Annotated in this window: 12 protein-coding genes; 8 read left to right on the top strand and 4 right to left on the bottom strand. The window is 69.0% G+C overall.

Annotated features, from left to right (window positions below):
• Window positions 1-42 precede the first annotated feature (42 nt).
• The 4 genes from ACGF7Y_RS09035 (at window position 43) to ACGF7Y_RS09020 (ending at window position 10,195) form a co-directional block, all read left to right on the top strand.
• Entirely contained in the window at window positions 43-1,086 is a 1,044-nt protein-coding gene (locus ACGF7Y_RS09035) for an LLM class F420-dependent oxidoreductase (protein WP_083863172.1), read from the top strand.
• 189 nt (window positions 1,087-1,275) lie between these two features.
• Window positions 1,276-3,189: a long-chain-fatty-acid--AMP ligase FadD32 gene (gene fadD32 / locus ACGF7Y_RS09030; protein WP_393231220.1), complete on the top strand. Its 1,914-nt coding sequence runs from the start codon at window positions 1,276-1,278 to the stop codon at window positions 3,187-3,189.
• A gap of 110 nt (window positions 3,190-3,299) precedes the next feature.
• Window positions 3,300-8,654, top strand: a complete 5,355-nt coding sequence (gene pks13 / locus ACGF7Y_RS09025) for a polyketide synthase Pks13 (protein ID WP_393231217.1) — start codon at window positions 3,300-3,302, stop codon at window positions 8,652-8,654.
• On the top strand, window positions 8,651-10,195 hold the full coding sequence (locus ACGF7Y_RS09020; protein WP_040864253.1) for an acyl-CoA carboxylase subunit beta: 1,545 nt from the start codon (window positions 8,651-8,653) through the stop codon (window positions 10,193-10,195). Before pks13 ends, ACGF7Y_RS09020 begins: the two co-directional genes overlap by 4 nt.
• A 66-nt stretch (window positions 10,196-10,261) precedes the next feature.
• Here the strand turns inward: ACGF7Y_RS09020 and ACGF7Y_RS09015 are convergent, their stop codons facing one another.
• Window positions 10,262-10,759: a peptidylprolyl isomerase gene (locus ACGF7Y_RS09015; protein ID WP_393231214.1), complete on the bottom strand. Its 498-nt coding sequence runs from the start codon at window positions 10,757-10,759 to the stop codon at window positions 10,262-10,264.
• Between the two features lie 184 nt (window positions 10,760-10,943).
• Here ACGF7Y_RS09015 and ACGF7Y_RS09010 point away from each other — a divergent pair, with 184 nt between their 5' ends.
• The 3 genes from ACGF7Y_RS09010 (at window position 10,944) to ACGF7Y_RS09000 (ending at window position 15,065) form a co-directional block, all read left to right on the top strand.
• Window positions 10,944-14,309 carry an arabinosyltransferase domain-containing protein gene (locus tag ACGF7Y_RS09010; protein ID WP_393231211.1) on the top strand — a complete coding sequence of 1,122 codons (3,366 nt, stop codon included), beginning with the start codon at window positions 10,944-10,946 and terminating at the stop codon, window positions 14,307-14,309.
• 127 nt (window positions 14,310-14,436) lie between these two features.
• Entirely contained in the window at window positions 14,437-14,652 is a 216-nt protein-coding gene (locus tag ACGF7Y_RS09005; protein ID WP_357123125.1) for a type II toxin-antitoxin system CcdA family antitoxin, read from the top strand.
• Window positions 14,649-15,065, top strand: coding sequence for a type II toxin-antitoxin system VapC family toxin (locus ACGF7Y_RS09000; protein WP_393231208.1), 417 nt, complete (start codon window positions 14,649-14,651; stop codon window positions 15,063-15,065). The genes ACGF7Y_RS09005 and ACGF7Y_RS09000 overlap by 4 nt, the downstream gene beginning before the upstream one ends.
• 157 nt (window positions 15,066-15,222) lie before the next feature.
• Here ACGF7Y_RS09000 and ACGF7Y_RS08995 read toward each other — a convergent pair whose 3' ends face one another.
• Together ACGF7Y_RS08995 and ACGF7Y_RS08990 are read right to left on the bottom strand one after the other, a co-directional pair.
• Window positions 15,223-15,381 carry a hypothetical protein gene (locus tag ACGF7Y_RS08995; RefSeq protein WP_168434190.1) on the bottom strand — a complete coding sequence of 53 codons (159 nt, stop codon included), beginning with the start codon at window positions 15,379-15,381 and terminating at the stop codon, window positions 15,223-15,225.
• An 85-nt stretch (window positions 15,382-15,466) separates the two neighbouring features.
• Entirely contained in the window at window positions 15,467-15,868 is a 402-nt protein-coding gene (locus tag ACGF7Y_RS08990) for a winged helix-turn-helix transcriptional regulator (protein WP_393231206.1), read from the bottom strand.
• Between the two features lie 99 nt (window positions 15,869-15,967).
• On the opposite strand from ACGF7Y_RS08990, the gene ACGF7Y_RS08985 reads away from it, so the two are divergent.
• Complete coding sequence (locus ACGF7Y_RS08985; protein ID WP_393231204.1) at window positions 15,968-16,900, top strand: NADP-dependent oxidoreductase; 933 nt, start codon at window positions 15,968-15,970, stop codon at window positions 16,898-16,900.
• A 60-nt stretch (window positions 16,901-16,960) separates the two neighbouring features.
• Here the strand turns inward: ACGF7Y_RS08985 and ACGF7Y_RS08980 are convergent, their stop codons facing one another.
• The gene (locus tag ACGF7Y_RS08980; protein WP_393231201.1) at window positions 16,961-20,308 is read right to left on the bottom strand and encodes an arabinosyltransferase domain-containing protein; all 3,348 of its coding nucleotides are present in this window, start codon (window positions 20,306-20,308) and stop codon (window positions 16,961-16,963) included.
• Window positions 20,309-20,319 lie beyond the last annotated feature (11 nt).

Genomic DNA, 20,319 nt, shown 5'->3' with positions numbered 1-20,319 from the left:
GCGTCGCGCCCGTATTTTCCTTACAGCCAGGAGCATGAGTTCATGACAGAAGCCGCCGCACCGGCCACCACGGCGAGCCGTGACGCGGATGCTGCGTTGTCCGCGCTGGGCACTCCGTTGCGTCCGTTCCGCTTCGCGGCGGCCGGCGAGGGAAACAAGCAGGAGGGCGGTGCGCGCAAGTTCGTGCAGACCGCTCAGCAGGCCGAGGAATACGGCTTCGACACCTTCGTGGTGCCCGATCACCTCGGCGAGCAGATCGGGCCGATCGCCGCGCTCGGCGCGCTGACCCAGGCCACCGAGAAGATCCGGCTCGGCACGTCGGTGCTGGCGAACGGTTTCCGCCACCCCGTCGTGCTGGCCAAGGACCTGGCGACCATCGACGTGCTGTCCAAGGGCAGGCTCGAGGTCGGCCTCGGCGCGGGCTGGATCAAGGAGGAGTTCGACAACGCGGGCATCGCCTACGAATCGCCCGGTGTCCGGCTGGAGAAGCTCGACGAGGCGCTGACCATTCTCGACGTGCTGCTGCGCGGCCAGGAGTGCACCTTCGAGGGCAAGCACTACCAGGTCCGGGGCATCAAAGGCACACCGAGGCCGCGGCAGGGTCCGCGCCCGCCGATCTGCACCGGCGGTGGCGGTCCGAAGATGCTGCGCCTGGCCGCCAAGCACGCCGACATCATCTCCGTCGTTCCGGTGACCACCAAGAACGGCAAGGGCCTGCTCTCCGGCATCACCATCGAGAAGGCCGTGGAAAAGGTGAATCTGATCAAGGAGGCCGCCGGTGACCGGTTCGCCGACATCGAACTGAACTGGGCCGTCACCGCGGTCGTGATCACCGACGATCGCGAGAAGACCGCGGAGATGGCGCTGTCGGCGTTGGACCGGGGACTGCACCCGAACCTGGAAGTCGATGTTCAGCTGTCCGTCGAGGACATCCTGAACTCGCCCTACGTGGCGATCGGCACATTCGAGGAGATCGCCGAGCAGATCCGCCGTGTGCGGCAGCTCACCTCGATGTCCTACGTCGGTGTATTCCCCACCCAGATGGACGCGTTCGCCCCCGTTATTCCCCTGCTGCGGGACGAGTGAGCCGGTCTTCTCTGTAACATGACTCTGGTTTGAGTACATCTAGCCGATAAGCGGTCACCGCGCAGACCGCACAAAATCTGCAGGCTGGCTCTGCACTTGGAGCACCCGCGGGCGAAAGCGAGTCGGGGCCTCACAGGTAATAGCGGCGATTCGCCGTCTTGCTGCGTGTGCCTCGGAGGAGAAGAAGGAATGGAAGAGACTTTCGACGACTACCTGGACGAAACCGGGAACATCCGTATTCCCGAGGATCACACCCTGGTTGATCACGTCGAGAAGCACACCCGGAACGACGCGAACACCCTGGCGTATCGCTACATCGACTACTCGCGCGAGCGCGACGGCGAGGCGCAGGAGCTGACGTGGCGTGAGTTCGGTATTCGGCTGCGCGCGGTGGCCGCTCGACTGCAGCAGGTGACCAACCCGGGCGACCGGGTCGCGATCCTCGCGCCGCAGGGCTTGGACTACGTGATCTCCTTCTTCGCCGCGATCTACGCGGGCACCATCTCGGTCCCGCTGTTCGACCCGGACGAGCCCGGTCACACCGATCGCCTGCACGCCGTGCTCGGCGACTGTGAGCCCTCGGCGATCCTGACCGCGAGCTCCTCCGCGGCCGGGGTCCGGCAGTTCTTCCGCTCGCTGCCCGCAGCCCAGCGCCCGCGCATCATCGCGGTGGACGCGATCCCCGACAGCGTCGGCGAGAGCTGGGTGCGCCCGGACATCGCGATCGACGACATCGCCTACCTGCAGTACACCTCGGGTTCCACCCGGGTGCCCGCCGGTGTGGAGATCACCCACCGCGCGGTGGGCACCAACCTGCTGCAGATGGTCGATGCGATCAACCTGGACTGGAACTCACGCGGCGTCACCTGGCTGCCGCTGTTCCACGACATGGGTCTGCTGACGGTGATCCTGCCCGCGGTGGGCGGCAAGTACATCACCATCATGTCGCCGAGCGCGTTCGTGCGCCGTCCCTACCGCTGGATCAAGGAACTGGCGGCGATCTCCGACGGCGCCGGAACTTTCGCCGCCGCACCGAACTTCGCGTTCGAGCACGCCGCGGCGCGTGGTCTGCCGAAGAACGGCGAGTCGCTGGACCTGTCGAACGTCATCGGCCTGATCAACGGCAGCGAGCCGGTGACCACCTCGTCGATGAAGAAGTTCAACGAGGCGTTCGCCCCCTACGGCCTGCCGAAGACGGCGATCAAGCCCTGCTACGGCATGGCCGAGGCGACGCTGTTCGTCTCCGCGACCAAGGCCGAAGACGAGGCCAAGGTCACCTACGTCGACCGCAAGGAACTCAACGCGGGACGCATGGTGAAGGTCGACCCGAACCACGAGGACGCGATCGCGCAGGTTTCCTGTGGTTATGTCGCGCTGTCGCAGTGGGCGACGATCATCGATCCGGAGTCCGTGGAGTCCGGTGGCGGTCGTGAGGTGCCCGACGGGCACGTCGGCGAGATCTGGCTGCACGGCAACAACATGGGCATCGGCTACTGGGGTCGTCCCGACGAGACCGCCGCGACGTTCCAGAACAAGGTCACCGAGCGTCTGTCGCAGGGCAGCCACGCCGAGGGCACCGAGCCGGACGCGAACTGGATGCGCACCGGCGACTACGGCGTGTACTTCGAAGGCGAGCTCTACATCACCGGCCGGGTCAAGGACCTGGTGATCGTGGACGGGCGCAACCACTACCCGCAGGACCTGGAGTTCTCCGCGCAGGAAGCCAGCACCGCGCTGCGGCCCGGCTTCGTCGCGGCGTTCTCGGTGCCTGCCAACCAGCTCCCGGCCGAGGTGTTCGAGCAGGGCAGCCACTCCGGCCTGCAGTTCGACGCCGACGACGCCTCAGAGCAACTGGTGGTCGTCGGCGAGCGTGGTCCGGGTGCGGGCAAGGCCGATCCGCTGCCGATCGCCGACGCGGTGCGCGCGGCGATCTCCCAGCGCCACGGCGTGACCGTTCGAGATGTGCTGCTGGTGCCCGCGGGGTCGATCCCGCGCACGTCCAGTGGCAAGATCGCCCGCCGCGCGTGCCGGGCGGCCTATCTGGAGGGAACGCTGCGGGGTGGTTACACCCAGCAGGCTTTCCCCGATGCACCGGAAGAGTAATTGCCAGGGGCGGCCTCGGACCGACCATCGACGCTCGGCGCCGACCTTCCCACGCGCCGGGCGTCAATTCACGGTACGCCCGGTACGGACACAGGTAGCTTGAGGAATTGATGGCTGACAACGAGGGCACGCCCACCCAGACGACCGACACCCCACCCGTCGAGACCGGCGCCGACGCGGCGGCCCCGGCCGAGTCCGCGAAGGGTGGCGCGCAGACCGACATGTCGGTGGCGGAGCTGCGTGAGTGGCTGCGGCGCTGGGTCTCCGAGGCGACCGGGCAACCGATCGAGCAGATCACTGTGGACCGGCCGATGGAGGAGTTCGGGCTCGCCTCGCGCGATGCCCTCGCCCTCGGTGGGGACATCGAGGAACTGACCGGCGTGATGCTGAACGCGACCGTCGTGTACCAGCACCCGACCATCGCCTCGCTGGCCGAGCGGATCGTCAACGGCGAGCCGGACGCTCCGGAGGAAGCCGCGGACGACGCCTTCTACACCGCGGGCTACCGTCCCGGTGAGGCGCACGACATCGCCATCGTGGGTTTGTCGACCCGGCTGCCCGGCGCGGGTGACACCCCGGAGACGACCTGGGATTTCCTCATCGGCCGTGGTGACGGCATCCGGGAGCTGCCCGAGGGACGCTGGTCGGAGTTCCTGGCCGAGCCGCAGCTGGCCGAGGCGATCGAGAAGGCCAACACCATGGGCGGCTACCTCGATCAGGAGGTCGTCAAGGGCTTCGACGCCGAGTTCTTCGCCATGTCGCCGGTCGAGGTCGAGCGGGTGGATCCGCAACAGCGCCTGGCGATGGAGCTGACCTGGGAGGCGCTGGAGCACGCGCGGATTCCGGCCAGTGACCTCAAGGGCGAGCCGGTCGGCGTGTTCATCGGTTCCTCGGGCAACGACTTCATGCTGCTCGCGGCGCTCGGGCTGGGCAGCGAGCGCGATCCGAACGTGCCGGTGTCGGCCGAGGCGTACGCGATCATGGGCAGCGTCAGCTCGATCATCCCGAACCGGGTCTCCTACTTCTTCGACTTCCGCGGCCCGTCGGTGTCCATCGACACCGCGTGCTCCTCGACGCTGGTGGCGGTGCACGAGGCGGTGCAGGCGCTGCGCGGCGGCGAGGCCGACCTGGCGCTGGCCGGCGGCGTGAACATGCTGCTCGCGCCGATGGCCACGCTCGGGTTCGACGCGAACGGCGGCCTCGCCAAGGACGGGCACATCAAGGCGTTCTCCAGCGACGCCGACGGCATGATCCGCTCCGAGGGCGGCGGTCTGGTGGTGCTGAAGCGCCTCGCCGACGCCGAGCGCGACGGCGACACGGTTTACGCCGTGATCAAGGGCTCGGCGGTCAACAACGACGGGCGGTCCAACGGCCTGCTCGCCCCGAATCCCGACGCTCAGGCCGAGGTACTGCGCCGCGCCTACCGCGACGCGGGCATCGCGCCGTCCTCGGTCGACTACGTCGAGGCGCACGGCACCGGCACCCTGCTCGGCGACCCGATCGAGGCGGACGCGCTCGGCCGGGTGGTCGGCCGCGGCCGCGACGCCGACAAGCCCGCGCTGCTCGGTTCGGCCAAGACCAACTTCGGTCACCTGGAGTCGGGCGCCGGTGCGGCGAGCCTGGCGAAGGTGGTCATGTCGTTGCAGCACAACGTCATTCCGCCGAACATCGGCTACGCCGGTCCGAACCCGTACATCCCGTGGGACCAGGCGCACCTGAAGGTCGTCGACGAGCCCACCGAGTTCCCGCGCTACAGCGGCACGGCGACCATCGGCGTCTCCGGCTTCGGTTTCGGCGGCACCAACGCGCACATCGTCGTCCAGGAATACGTACCTGCCGCCGCACACGGGGCGCAGGCGCCGTTCGCCGAACTCGAGTCGCAGCTGAACGAGGACGTGCTGGACGAGGAGACCACGGGCGTGATCGCGGAAGCCGATGCCGTGGTCGCGGAGGCCGAGGTCGCGGCCGTCGCCGAGGTTTCCTTGGCCGCCGAAGCCGCCACGCCGGTCTCCGAGTGGACCGCCGAGCGCACCGAGCCGCTGCCGCAGATCCTGCCGGTGTCGGGCTACCTGCCCTCGCGCCGCCGCCGTGCCGCGGCCGAGCTGGCCGACTGGCTGGAGTCCGAGGCAGGCGCGAAGACTCCGCTCGCCGATGTGGCGCGATCGCTGGCCAAGCGCAGTCACTGGCGTTCGCGCGGCGTGGTGCTGGCCAAGACGCACGAGGAGGCGGTCGCCGGACTGCGCGCCATCGCGGCGGGCAAGCCGGGTACGGGCGTCTTCACCGCCGACGCGCCCGCGGCCATGGGCCCGATGTGGGTGCTCGCCGGTTTCGGCGCGCAGCACCGCAAGATGGGCAAGCAGCTCTACCTGGAGAACTCGATCTTCGCCAGGGCCGTCGACGAGGTCGACGAGCTGGTGCAGGACGAGGCCGGATACTCGGTGCGCGAGCTGTTCCTGGACGACAGCCAGGACTACAACGTCGGCACCTCGCAGGTCGGGATCTTCACCATCCAGATCGGCCTGGCCGCGCTGCTGCGCGCGCACGGCGCCGAACCCGACGCCGTGGTGGGCCATTCCATGGGCGAGGTCGCGGGCGCGTACATCGCCGGTGGTCTCTCCCTCGAGGACGCGGTGCGCGTGATCTGCGCCCGTTCCCGCCTGATGGGCGAGGGCGAGCAGATGATCAGCGACGACGACGTGCGCAACATGGCGCTCATCGAGTACAGCGCCGAGGACGTCGCGAGCCTGCTGCCGGACTACCCGGACGTCGAGGTCGCGGTGTACGCGGCGCCGACAAACACGGTGATCGGCGGCCCGCAGGATCAGGTGGCGGCGATCGTCGCGCAGGTGGAGGCGGCGGGCAAGTTCGCCCGGGTGCTGCAGACCCGCGGCGCGGGCCACACCTCGCAGATGGACCCGCTGCTCGGCGAGCTGGCCGCGGAATTGGCCGGCATCGAGCCCACCAAGCTGAAGACCGGCTTGTACTCGACGGTGCACAAGGAAGAGTTCTTCCGCGCGGGCAACGACCCGATCCACGACGAGGACTACTGGGTCAAGAACATGCGCCACAGCGTGTACTTCACCAACGCGGTGAAGCTCGCGGTGGACGCGGGCCACACCACGTTCCTGGAGCTGGCGCCGAATTCCGTCGCGTTGATGCAGGTGCTCGGCACCACCTTCGCCGCGGGGGTGCACGACGCGCAGCTCATCCCCACGCTCAAGCGCAAGGAGGACGAGTCCGCGGGCGTGATCGCCGCGCTCGCCCAGCTCTACGTGCACGGGCACAAGGTCGATCTGTTCTCGCTGCTCGGCCCCGGCGATTACGCCGACATCCCGCGCACCACGTTCGTGCGCAAGGAGTACTGGCCGAACGTCCGGCTGGCCACGGGCGGCAACGGCCGGTTGCCCGGCGCGCACGTCGCGCTGCCGGACGGCAGGCACGTCTGGGAGGTCCAGGCGTCCTCGGTGACCGATCTCGCCGGACTGGTGCGTGCCGCGTCGGCGCAGGTGCTCAGCGACGTCTCGCTGGGCGCGTCGATTCCGCACGCGCCGATCCCGGCGGCGGGCACGCTCACCACCACGCTCACCCCGCATCCCGGCGGCGCCTCGGTGCAGGTCCACGCCAAGGAGGGCAACGCCTTCCGCCTGGTGTTCGACGCCGTGGTGACCTCCGGCGCTGCGCTGCCGGAACCCGTGGCGGCCGAGCCGGTCCCGGCGATCGCCGCGCAGACGCGCAGCGACGCCGACCTCGAGGTCGTGGAGACCTTCGGTGACCGGTGGGATCCGAACGGCACGCAGACCGTCGAAGAGCGGCTCGCGCTGATCGTCGCGGAGTCCATGGGTTACGCGGTCGAGGATCTTCCGATGGAGATCCCGCTGATGGAACTGGGCTTGGACTCGCTGATGGCGATGCGCATCAAGAACCGGGTCGAATACGAGTTCGACATCCCGCAGCTGCAGGTGCAGGCCGTGCGGGACGCGAGCCTGCACGAGGTCGGCAAGGTGCTGCGGTACGCGATCGAGCACCGCGACGAGGTGCAGGCGATGGCCGACCAGCAGGCTGCCGACAAGGCGGCGGGCGGCAGCGGCGAGCTGACTGTCGACGCGGACTTCATGTCCGCGGCCAGGGCGGCCCTGGCCACCGGCGCTGACCCGGTCGCCGCGGTGGCGGGCGCCGCGTCCGTTTCACCGGACGCCATAGCGGAAACCGCTGTGACCGAGGTCGATTCGGCTCCCGCGGCAGCGACTGCGAGCCCGGAAAAGGCCGCCGAAGCCGACGCGGCTCCCGCCGAGCAGCCGGCGGCCCAGGCCACACCGGTCGCCGCGGCTCCGGCCGCGCCCGCGGCCGTTTTCGGCGGCGCACAGCAACCCGCCGACGAGGACGACGTTCCGCCACGTGACGCCGCCGAGCGCCTGACCTTCGCCACCTGGGCGGTGGTCACCGGGAAATCGGCCGGAGGCATCTTCAACACGCTGCCGATCCTGGACGAGGACACCGCGGAGAAACTGGCCGCGCGCCTGACCGAACGGGTCAAGGCCGAGGTCACCGTCGATGACGTACTCGACTGCGAGACCATCGAGCAGCTCTCCGACATCGTCCGCGACCTGCAGGACAGCGGCGCGGATGTGGACGGTTTCGTCCGTCCGCTGCGGCCGCGCGCGGAGGGCTCGAACGCGGTGCCCGTCTTCGTGTTCCACCCCTCGGGCGGCAACACGCTGGTGTATGAGCCCCTGTTGAAGCGGCTGCCCGCCGAGACGCCGATGTACGGCCTCGAGCGGGTCGACGGTTCGATCGAGGAGCGGGCGCGCCAGTACCTGCCCGAGCTGCGCAAGATCCAGGGCGACGGCCCGTTCGTGCTGTACGGCTGGTCGCTGGGTGCGGTGCTGGCCATGCAGACCGCCCAGTTGCTCCGAGCCGAGGGCGCGGACGTTCGCGTGGTCGGCCTGATCGATCTGGCCATTCCGACTCAGGGCGAGGACAACAGTCCCGAGGAGCGCGTGCGGCGGATCGAGCGCTACCAGGCGTTCGCCAAGAAGACCTATGGCGTCGACGGCGAATTGGACCGCGATCAGTTGGAGACGCTGGCGGCGGCCTCCGACGAAGAGCAGTTCAAGATGATCAGCGACCTGATCAAGATCAGTGGCGCGAAGATCCCCGGCGGTGTGCTCGAACACCAGCGCACTTCATGGATCGATAGCCGTCACCTCGCTCGAACCCAACCCACGCACTACGACGGCAACGTCGTGCTCTACCTCGCCGATCGCTACCACGACGGGATGATCGAGCTCGAGCCACGCTTCGCCGACCGGGTGCCCAACGGCGGCTGGGACGAGTACATCCCGAATTTGGAGGTCGTCCACATCGCCGGCGACCACCTGCAGATCATCGACGAACCGCGGATCGGGAAGATCGGAGCCGACCTGACCGCGAAGCTCGCCGCGATCGAGGCGAAAGGGGCCAAGTGAGCACGACTGCCGAAAAACTCGCCGACCTGCGCAAGCGCCTGGATTTGGCGCAGGAGCCCGCGGGTGAAGCGGGGATCGCCAAGCGGGCGAAGAAAGGCATCCCCAGCGCCCGCGACCGGATCAACATGCTGCTCGATCCGGGAACCTTCGTGGAGATCGGCGCGCTGGTACGCAAACCGGGCGATCCCGCCGCGCTCTACGGCGACGGCGTCGTCACCGGGCACGGCCTGGTCGAAGGCAGGCCCGTGGCGGTGTTCTCGCACGACCAGACCGTGTACGGCGGTTCGGTCGGTGAGATGTTCGGCCGCAAGGTCGCCGGGATCCTGGAGTACGCGGCCAAGGTCGGCTGCCCGGTGGTCGGTATCAACGACTCCGGCGGCGCCCGCGTGCAGGAAGCGGTGACCTCGCTGGCGTGGTACGCCGAGCTGGGCCGCCGCCAGGAGCCGCTGTCCGGCCTGGTTCCGCAGATCTCGATGATCCTCGGCAAGTGCGCGGGTGGCGCCGTCTACGCCCCGATCAACACCGACGTGGTGGTGGCGACCGAAGAGGCGTACATGTTCGTCACCGGGCCGAAGGTGATCCGGGAGGTCACCGGCGAGGACGTCAGCCTCGAGGAACTCGGCGGGGCGCGCAGCCAGGCGGAGTACGGCAACATCCACCACGTGGCCAAGGACGAGGCGGCCGCGTTCGAGTGGGTGCGCGATTACCTGGGCTACCTGCCGACCAGCTGCCAGGAGCTGGCGCCGGTCGTGAATCCCGGCCTGGAGCCGGAGACCACCGACAGCGACCTGGAACTGAACTCGATCGTCCCGGACTCCGACAACTCCGGGTACGACATGCACGAGATCCTGTTGCGCATCTTCGACGACGGCGCCTTCCACGAGGTCGGCGCGTCGGCGGGCCGCAACGTCATCACCGGATTCGCCCGGGTGGACGGGCGCAGCGTCGGCGTGGTGGCCAACCAGCCGATGGTGTACGCGGGAGCGCTGGACGCCCGCGCCTCGGACAAGGCCGCGCATTTCGTGCGGCTGTGCGACGCGTTCGAGATCCCGCTGGTGTTCGTCGTCGACACGCCCGGGTTCCTGCCCGGCGTGGAACAGGAGAAGATCGGCGTCATCAAGCGTGGCGGACGGTTCCTGTTCTCCTACGTGGAGGCGTCGGTCCCGAAGGTCACCGTGGTGATCCGCAAGTCCTACGGCGGCGGCTACGCCGTGATGGGCTCCAAGCAGCTGGGCGCCGACGTGAACCTGGCCTGGCCCACCGCGCGGATCGCCGTCATGGGCGCGGAGAGCGCGGTCAGCCTGATCGGAGCCAAGCAGATCGAGGCCGCGCCCGAGGACCAGCGCGCCGCGATCCGCCAGCAGATGATCGATTTCTACAACGCCACCGTGGCGACCCCGTGGGTGGCCGCCGAGCGCGGATACGTCGACGCGGTCATCGAGCCCGCGACGACCCGGCTGGAAATCCGTCGTGCGCTCCAGTTGTTGCGGGACAAGGCTATTGCCCGCAACCCGCGCAAGCATCACCTGCTGCCGCTGTAGGCTGCGAACACGATCGGGCCGCACCCCCTGGGGCGCGGCCCGATTCGCGTCATGGGCGCCGAATGATCAGCTGACGGTGGCGGATTCGATGACGACGTCGCTCACCGGGACGTCCTGGTGCCCGCCGGCCGAGGACGTGGCGACGCCCGCGATCTTGTCGACCACGTCGGTGCCTTCGGTCACCGCGCCGAAGACGGTGTAGCCCCAGCCCGCCGCGGTGGGCGCGGAGTGGTTGAGGAAGTCGTTGTCGGAGACGTTGATGAAGAACTGCGCGGTGGCCGAGTGCGGGTCGTTGGTGCGGGCCATCGCGACGGTGTACTTGTTGTTCTTCAGGCCGTTGTTCGCCTCGTTCTGGATGGGCGCTTGCGTGCCCTTCTGGCGCAGGCCCGGCTCGAAGCCGCCGCCCTGGATCATGAAGCCGGGAATGACGCGGTGGAAGATCGTGCCGTTGTAGTGGCCCGCGTTCACGTAGTCCACGAAATTGCGCACCGTGTTCGGTGCTTTCTGGTCGTCCAGTTCGAGGACGATCGGTCCGTAGTTCGTCGAGAGATTCACCTTGGTCATACGCCCACCTTTCCATTGTGGTCGGTAGCGGTCAGCAGGACGGGGTCGATTGGTCGTCGGGCGCCATTTCTCCGGCCCGTCAGCACAACATTCTGGCAGTCGGCTCCGAACATACTGAGGACCCGCGATTTCTCCCGGCGGCGCGACGCCCGCGCGGACAGACGGGCAGATAGCATTGCCAACCGTGCCCGACGCCGCAACCGCTGTTCTCACGAAACCCCCCGCCGCCCCGGCGGTGACCCCGAACGATTTCCGGACCGCTCGGCTCATCGCATTGCTCGCCGGTCTGCTCGGCGCGCTGTTCGCGCTGGCGACCCCGTTCCTGCCGGTCACGCAGACGACCGCGGTGCTGAAGTGGCCGCAGAGCGGGACGCTCGGCAACGTGCAGGCGCCGCTGATGTCGCAGGTCCCGATCGACCTGAAGGCGACGATCCCGTGCGAGACCATCGCCCAGCTGCCCGAGCGGGGCGGCATGCTGCTGGCCACCGCGCCGCCGCAGGGCGACCGGGCCGCGCTGGAGGCGATGTTCGTGCGGGTCTCGGAGACCTCGGTCGACGTGATCGATCGCAACGCTGTGGTGGTGTCGGCCGACCGCAGCCGCATGGGCGAGTGCACGTCGCTGACCATCAGCTCGGACAGCGAGCGCACCTACGGTGCGTTCGCCGGGCTCACCAAGCAGGTGGAGCGGCCGGTCGAGGGTGCGGCGCCCGGCACGACCGAGCTGGTCACCGTGCCGGTGGAGGGGCAGCTCGGCGGCGATCTGCGGCCCCAGGTGGTGGGTGTGTTCTCCGACCTCAAGGGCGCGGCGCCCGCGGGGTTGTCGTTCGACATGACGGTGGACACTCGTTTCTCGTCCAGCCCGACCGCGATCAAGCTGATCGCGATGATCGCGGCGGTGTTGTGCACGCTGATCGCCCTGGCGGCGCTGGCCCGGCTGGACAGCAGTGACGGGCGCGGGCACCGCCGGTTCCTTCCGGCGAACTGGCTGAAGCCGACCTGGGCGGATGGCGCGGTGATCGGCACGCTGCTGCTGTGGCATTTCGCGGGCGCCAACACTTCCGACGACGGCTACATCCTCAGCATGGTGCGGGTGGCGCCGCACGCGGGCTACATGGCCAACTACTTCCGCTGGTACGGCGTGCCGGAGGCGCCGTTCGGCTGGTACTACTACGTGATCCAGGTCTTCTCGGAGATCTCAACCGCCAGCCCCTGGGTGCGGTTGCCCGCCCTGGCCTGCGCGATCCTCTGCTGGCTGGTGATCAGCCGCGAGGTGGTGCCCCGCCTGGGCCGCGGTGTGCGCACCAGCAAGGTGGCGCTGTGGACCGGCGGACTGGTGTTCCTGGCGTTCTGGCTGCCGTTCGACAACGGATTGCGCTCCGAGCCGGTCGTCGCGCTCGGCGCGCTGCTGACCTGGGTGTCGATCGAGCGGGCCATCGCCACCGGACGGCTGCTGCCCGCCGCGGTGGCGATCCTGGTGGCGGCGTTCACCCTGGCGGCCGCGCCGACGGGACTGATGTGCGTGGCGGCGCTGCTGGCCGGTATCCGTCCGATGGTGCGCATCGTGGTGCGCAAGCACCGGCACTTCGCCGCGCTGGGCGCCGGGCGGTGGGGCTCGACGCTCCCGTTGCTCGCGCCGATCGCCGCGGCGGGCGTTCTCGTGCTCACCGTGGTCTACAGCGACCAGACCTTCGCGGGCATCCAGGAGGCCAACCGGGTGCGTCAGGTGACCGGGCCGAACCTGGCCTGGTACGAGGACTACCTGCGCTACTACTACCTGTTCGTGGAGACCGTCGACGGTTCGCTGTCGCGCCGCTTCGCCTTCCTGGTGATGCTGCTGTGCCTGTTCACCACGATGCTCGTGCTGCTGCGGCGCAGGCAGGTGCCGGGTATCGCGAGCGGGCCGACCTGGCGGCTGATGGGCGTGGTCTTCGGAACCATCTTCTTCATGATGTTCAACCCGACCAAGTGGACCCACCACTTCGGCGCGTACGCGGGCATCGCGGGCTCGCTGGCGGCGGTCACCGCCGTCGCGGTCTCGGCGAGCGCCTTGCGGGCCCGTAAGAACCGGGCGATCTTCCTGGCCGGATTGCTGTTCGTGCTCGCGATCGCGTTCTCCGGCATCAACGGCTACTGGTACGTGTCCAGCTTCGGCGTGCCCTGGTTCGACAAGCGCATCTCGCTGCACGGTTACCAGTCCAACACGGTTATGCTCTTGCTGTTCGGCCTGGCACTGGCGCTGGTCGGCTGGTACGCGCTGCGGGAGGACTACACCGCGCCGCAGCCGTCGGCGAAGACGGCGCGCGGCAGGCGGATCCGCCGGTTCGCCGCGATCCCGCTGACCGTGGTCGCCGCCCTGATGGTCGCGCTCGAAGTGCTCTCGCTGGTCAAGGGCGCGGTCTCGCAGTATCCGGCGTACTCGCTGGCGCGGTCGAATTTCGACGCGCTCGGCGGCAGCACCTGCGGTCTGGCCAACGACGTGCTGGTGGAGCCGGACCCGAACGGCGGCAGGCTCGCGCCGATCATCGATCCGGCGCATCCGCCGACCGATCCGGCCGACCCGCTGGCCGGCGTCGATCCGGTCGGCTTCGCTCCGAACGGCGTGCCCAACGATCTGTCCGCCGACAGCGTCGAGGTGAAGCCGGGCACCGGCAACACCTCCACCCAGTCGGTCGGCGCGGCGTTCGCGGAGGGACAGAGCGCGGGCACCGGCGGCGGTCAGGGCGCGCTCGGCGTCAACGGCTCCACCGTCGCCCTCCCGTTCGGTCTGGACCCGGCCACCACGCCGATCCTCGGCAGCTACCAGAACGGTGTGCAGCAGCCTGCGAACGTCACCTCGAGCTGGTACGAACTGCCCGCTCGTTCGGCGGACAAGCCGCTGGTGGTGATCTCGGCCGCCGGTCGCATCCTCTCCTTCGACGACACCGGCGCGATGAAGTACGGCCAATCGCTGACCGTCGACTACGGCAAGCACCTGCCCGACGGCAGCGTGCAGAAGCTCGGCACCTATCTGCCGCGCGACATCGGCCCGTTCCCGTCCTGGCGCAACCTGCGGGTGCCGTTGGACGAGATCGCGCCCGACGCCGACGCGGTGCGCATCGTGGCCAACGACCCGATCCTGATCGGGGACCAGTGGCTGGCGTTCACGCCGCCGCGGATGCCGAAGTTGCAGACGCTCAACAGCCTGCTGGGCTCCCAGCAGCCGATCCTGCTGGACTGGGCGGTGGGCCTGCAGTTCCCCTGCCAGCGTCCGTTCGACCACGAGAACGGCGTGGCCGAGGTGCCCGGCTACCGCATCCTGCCGGACCGCCCGCTGGCCATCAGCTCGACTAACACCTGGCAGGCCGAGGAGTTCGGCGGCCCGCTCGGCTTCTCCCAGATGCTGGCCAAGTCGGTCACCGTGCCCACCTACCTCAAGGACGACTGGGCGCGCGACTGGGGCTCGCTGGAGCGCTACGACCAGTACGACCGCAACGCCGTCCCGGCGAAGCTCGAGACCGGTACGACCACTCGTTCCGGGTTCTGGTCGCCGGGCAGCCTGCGGGTCTTCTGATCCGTTTCGGGTGATCCCGGCCAGCGGGCCGTCGCGCAGAACCCCTGTGCGACGGCCTTCTGGTGTCATGGACAACTCGGCGACATCCTCAGCGATCTATACACACACAAGTGTGTATATTTGGCGTATGACTCGGCTCAATGTCTATGTGCCCGACGAACTGGCTGAACGCGCCCGGGAACGTGGGCTGAATGTGTCCGCGCTCACTCAGGCCGCGATCCTCGCGGAACTCGAAAAGACCGCCACCTCGGCATGGTTGGCCGAGTTCGACGACCGGCCTGAGGTCTCACACGAGGTCATCATCGCCGCTGTTGATTCGGCGCGGGATGAGTTCGGCCAGTGACCGAAACCGAACAGATTGTGCTGGACGCCAGCGCGATGGTCGACATACTCATGCGCAACGATCGCACGGCCGCTGTGACCGCGCGGATCACGACGACGGTCATGCACGTCCCGGCGCACTTCGACGCCGAAGTGCTGTCCGCGCTTGGGCGACTGAACCGTGCCGGCGATCTGACCGATGCCGAAGTCAAGACCGCGCTGAGCCGTCTCGCTCGCGCCCCACTGACCCGCCATCCACTGATGAACCTCACCAAGGGGGCTTGGGCTCGGCGTGCCGCTATCAGGCTGACCGATGCTCTCTATGTCGAACTCGCCGAACAGCTGGACATGCCGCTGATCACCACGGACGGACGTCTGGCTCGAGCGGCGTCCTGCGCCGAGGAGATCCGCGCTGTGGCCGAGCAGCGCGAATAGGCAAGGTCGAGAGTATTGGCATCTCTGTGACGTGCCGATACCCGTCGATGTCGCTTTCGGCGAGCTGGCTACGGGATAGATACCCGAACACAGGGCCGCCGCGCAGGTGAACCCTGCGCGGCGGCCCTGCCGTATTTCGCCGGTGCGAACCGGGCGCTCAGACCTTCAATCGAAGACCGAGCTCGCGCCGGAGCACCTCTTGCGAAGGGAGGCGGCCGAGCACGCGCAGCACCGCAGGCCGCAGCTCCCGTTGTTCCTCTTCGCTGAGCAGTCCGACAAGATCGCGTAGATCCATTTCATCGAATGCCGTTGTCATGGCAATCAGATTAAGGCCATCGACCCGATTCGTCCTGCGATGTTTAGCCACAGGTGGGAGCACATTTTCAGACCGGACAACCGGTTTACTTACCGATGCCGTCGTAGCGCGCCCGTGCGGCGATGACGTCGTCCATGCGCGCCTCCGCCCAGGCTTTGACGGCGCTCATGACCGGCTGAAGACTGTGCCCGAGCGGGGTGAGTTCGTAGTCGACGCGGACCGGCACTTCGGCGGTGATCCGCCTCTCCACCAAGCCGTCGCGCTCCAGTCCCCGCAGCGTCTGGGTGAGCATCTTGGGGCTCACGCCCGCGATGATCCGGTTCAGTTCGGCGTAGCGCAAAGGGCCCTCGGCGAGCGCAGCGAGCACGAGGCTAACCCATTTGTCGCTGATCCGGTCCAGCAGCTGCCGGGTCGGGCACTCGGCGATATACGCGTCGTAACGCTGTTTGGCCAGCTCACGGCGCTGCGCCGCGGTCTTCGTCGCCATCGGGGATACCTCGCCACCTCTAACGCACTCTCGGGTAACTACTACCCAGAAGATAGTAGCTCCTCGTAAGTTGGTCGGCAGCCGAGAGGAAGGAACGCCATGCGCGCAGTAGTGGTTCACCGGCCGGGACCGGAAGCCGAGGTGGAGATCGTGGAAGTGCCGACGCCGCAACCGGGTCCGGGCGCGATCCGGATCGCGGTCGCGGCGGCGACGGTGAATCCGGTCGACCTGATGGTGCGTGCGGGCGTGGGCGGCACGCCGTTCGCGGCGCCGCGCCACCAATGGGGCGTCGGCTGGGACGTCGCGGGCACGGTGGACGCGCTCGGCGCGGGCGTCACGGGGTTCACGGTGGGGCAGGCGGTGATCGGCATCAGCGACCGGCTCGACGTCTCGCTCGGCGCACAGGCCGACTATGTGGTCCTGGAGGCCGGAAACGTCGCGCCGGCTCCGGTTTCCGTGCCTCCGGTGCAGGCGGCCACCATCCCGCTCAACGGCCTCACCGCGATCCAGGCCCTCGACGCGCTGGATCTCACCTCCACCGACACGCTGCTGGTGACCGGCGCGGCGGGCGCGGTCGGCGGCTTCGCCGTCGAACTCGCCGCCGCGCGAGGCGTGCGGGTGATCGCGTCGGCCTCGCCCGCCGACGAGGACACGGTCCGCGCGTTGGGCGCCACCGATTTCGTGCCGCGCCAGGCGTCCTTGCCGGATGCTGTCCGCGCCCTCGTCCCCGGCGGAGTGGACGCCGCCCTCGACGCGGCCGCCCTCGGCCCCACGACGCTCGCGGCGGTGCGCGGCGGCGGACGGTTCGTGTCCATCAGCGTCCCGAACACCCCGATCCCGTTGCGCGGAACCGAGGTCCGCACGGTGCTGGTCCGCGCCGATCGCGCGCAACTCGACCAACTGGTCGCCCACGTCGACGCGGGCGAACTCACCCTCCGCGTAGCCGAAACCCTTCCCCTCACCTCCGTCGAAGCCGCCCACAAGCGCCTCGCCTCCGGCGGCCTGCGCGGCCGCCTCGTCCTCATCCCCTGACCTCGACCACGAGTGGCACATGTCCCGTGCCACCCGTGGAAAGCGGAGTCCGGATGCCGGTCAGCGGATGCGGATGGGGTCGTCGGTGTCGAGGCCGGTGCGGGTTCGGTGGGAGATGTGGATGGTGGCGGGGGTGGCGTCGGGGGCGTAGAGGGTGAATTTCTCGAGGGAGCCCCAGTCGCGGGCCCAGTCGTGGTCGAGGTAGGCGGGGACGGTTTGGGACTTCAGCAGCAGGCCGGTCCAGCCGAGGGGGCCGCCGCCGATGTCGTCCTGCCAGGCGTTGGAGGCGTCGGAGCCGACCCGGTCGGGCAGGATGCGCCACCGCGGGATCTCGCCGACGCCGTCCTTGTGGTCGAACGGCCGCTGGCACGGGAAGGCCAGTCCGACGTGCCAGTCGAGCAGCACCGGATCCTGCGAGCCGACCACGGAATTCAGCGTGGCCAGCTTGGGCAGCCGGGGCGGGGTGACGGCCAGCCACTGCTTGGGCGTGATGTCGTTATCGATCGCGACCAGCCGCACCGCGTTCACTTCCCCCGGCAGTCGATCCAGCGGCACCCGAAGGTTGCGCCAGGACGGTGCGGGGCCGATGTCCAGCGGATCGATCGAGCCGAGCGTGCGCACCTCGCCGTCCGCGCCGCGGACGCCGTACTCCAGGTGCAGTTCCTGTCCGTAGGTGAGCACGCCGTCGGCGTCCACCGACCGGATCCGGCCCGCCGCGGTGATCGCGAGCACCTGGTAGGCCGGGTCGTGGCGCATGCTGTCGGTCAGGTCGAGCCGGTACCACTGGGTGGTCAACTTCGCCTGCTGCTGCTCGCCCTCCTGGTAGCTGCCCAGCACCGGGGTCTTCGCCGCGTCCAGGCCGAACGGCAGCGCGACGGTACTGCCGTTGATGCCCGCCTGCGCGGTGGTGCCGCCTCCGGTGCCCGCGCCGGTGGTCTTGCTGGTCTTGTTCTCGGAATCCTTGTCCACCGAGTTCGCACCGCCGGAAACCGTCTCCTCGGCATCGGCGGTGAGGTCGCTCGCCACCCCGTTCGGAGTGAAACCCTTGTTCTGCGCGGCCGATCCGTCCGCGGGCGATCCGGCGAAGGGTTGCAGCAGCGAATCGGCGGTGTCGGTCTCCACCAGCACCTCGTTGGCCAGCGCGCACGAATCCCCGCCGACCGATTCCACGTTCGACTTGGTGATCGAGTACGCGGGGTACTGCGTGGCCGCGGCCTTGGCGAGCGAGGCGACCTCGAACACCACCAGCAGCGCGGCGGCGACGGTCAGCGGCGCCGACGCCCACCGGTCGAAACGCCGTGGCGCCATCGTCCGCTCGCGCCGATACGGTTCCCGGTAGTGCAGCCAGATGGCGATCAGCAACGCGACGCCGCTGAGTCCGAGGAACAACGTGGACAGTCCCTTGCCCGCGATCAGCGGCGCCTTGTCCCACCACGGGACACCGTAGCTGGACACATACCACCACCCGTTGGAGCCGGTGAAGGTCACGGCGAGCAGGAACAGCACAGCGGCGGCGAACAGCGCGCGGTTGCGCGGAGAACGAATGCCGGTGGTGCCCACCGCGACCGCGGCCAGCGCGGCCAGCGATCCGGCCAGTCCGGCGTATACGCCGAAGTGGTGCGTCCACTTGGTGGGGGTGAACATCATCAAGAACAGCGACGCGAACACGATGCCGAGAATGCGCACCGAAGGACCGCGTGAGGTGCCCGGAATCCGGCCCTTGCGCAGCACTTGCAGCACACACACCAGCAGGCACAGCAGCATCACCAATACGCCGAACCGTCGCGCCAGTGACCCGTCCGGCGAGAGCATGAGCAGCGAATCCCAGCGGGTGCGCTCGTCGAACCACGCGACATTCGGGCCGACGATCGTGCGGACCCGGGTGGCTTCCAGCACCGTCGACAGCGTCTGGTCGGCGAAGATCACTACGAGCACCAGCGTGCCCGCGGCCAGGCCGGGGGCGAGCAGCGCGGCGAACCGGAAGACCGCCGCCGCCCGGGAGGTCTTGCGCACGGTCCCGGGAGCGTTCACCGCTGCCGCGGCCTCGGCGGAACCCGCGGCGGCCGCGTCCGCGTCGGGTCCGGTGCGGGCCGGGATCACACCGCGCGCACGCTTGACGATGATCAGCAGTACCGGTCGCGACCCGGCGATCAGGGCCGCGATGCAGATCAGACCGGTCGGGCCCGCCGCAAGGGAGAACGCGGCGATCAGCACGGCCACCGCCGCGGGCAGCAACCGGCCGGTCGCGATGGCGCGTTCGATCGAGCACCAGGTGAGCAGCGCCCCCGCCGCGATCAGCGGTTCGGGGCGCAGCCCGTTGTCGTAGGGCAGCCAGAACGCGAGGAACACCAACCCGGCCGTCCACAGCGCCACCTTGTTGCGGCGTGCCCGGGCGCCGAGGCGGGGCAGCACCTCCCGGCTGATCACCAGCCAGCAGACGACCCCCGCGAGCAAGGTGGGCAGTCGCATCCACAGGCTCGCGTCGGAGATCCGGGCCATCCAGGCCAGCACCTCGTAGGACCAGCCGAACGGAGCCTCGGGGACCGCGAACCAGCGGTAATAGTTCGCCATGTAGCCCGCGTGCTCGGAGGCTCGCGCCATGTTCAGGATGTAGCCGTCGTCGGAGGTGTTCGCCCCGATGACGTGCCACAGCGCCAGGATGCCCAGCACGACGCCGTCCGCCGGGGTGACGCGCCACCAGTGCGCGGGCAGGAACCGCCGCGCTTTGCGCCCGTCGGTGGTGTCCAGCAGATGCAGTGCGACGAGTGCGATCAGCGTGAACACAGCGGCGGCGAGCATGGCGGCCAGCTTCAGCGGCGTCGGTGTGGAGGAGAAACGCGAGTCGATGTCCGCGTGCACCTGCGCTCCGGCGAGCCGACCGGCATCCAGGTCGGTGAACACGCCGACCAACTGCGGCCGCACGTCCCGGCCGATCGTGGTCCGGAACGGCGTGCCGTCCTGGCGGGTGACGCCGGTGAGTTCGAGGGTCGTCGCGGCGGCGTTCGACTCGATGCCGATCGTCGCGCAGGACCCGACCTCCGCCAGCGGCGCGGACAGCAGCGGGATGTCCCGCAGCACCGCCGAGAGGACGCCGTCGGCGACCGAGACCACCAGACCTTTGGTCGCCGCCTGGCCGGAGGCCACCGGGACGGTGGACAGCACGGTGCCGCCCGCTCCGAGCTCGCTCACCAGCGAGCAGGGCAGCGTCGCGCGCAACCGCAGCGGTTCGTAGGACACCAGCGGCGCCGCCACGCTCGCGGCGCCCGGCTCGGGCCAGTCCACGCTCGCCCGATCCTGCCGCACCGGCAGGATCGGGGTCAGCAACGCCAGCAGGAATCCGAGAAGCCCGGAGAGGAGGGCGATCAAGCGGATACGGGTGAACGCTCGAGAAGATCGGTCCGGTCGCACGGTGGTTGATG

Source organism: Nocardia sp. NPDC047654 (assembly GCF_043205035.1).
GTDB lineage: Bacteria > Actinomycetota > Actinomycetes > Mycobacteriales > Mycobacteriaceae > Nocardia.
The sequence above is the reverse complement of the archived record's forward strand: the minus strand, read 5'-3'. Positions and strand labels throughout refer to the sequence as shown.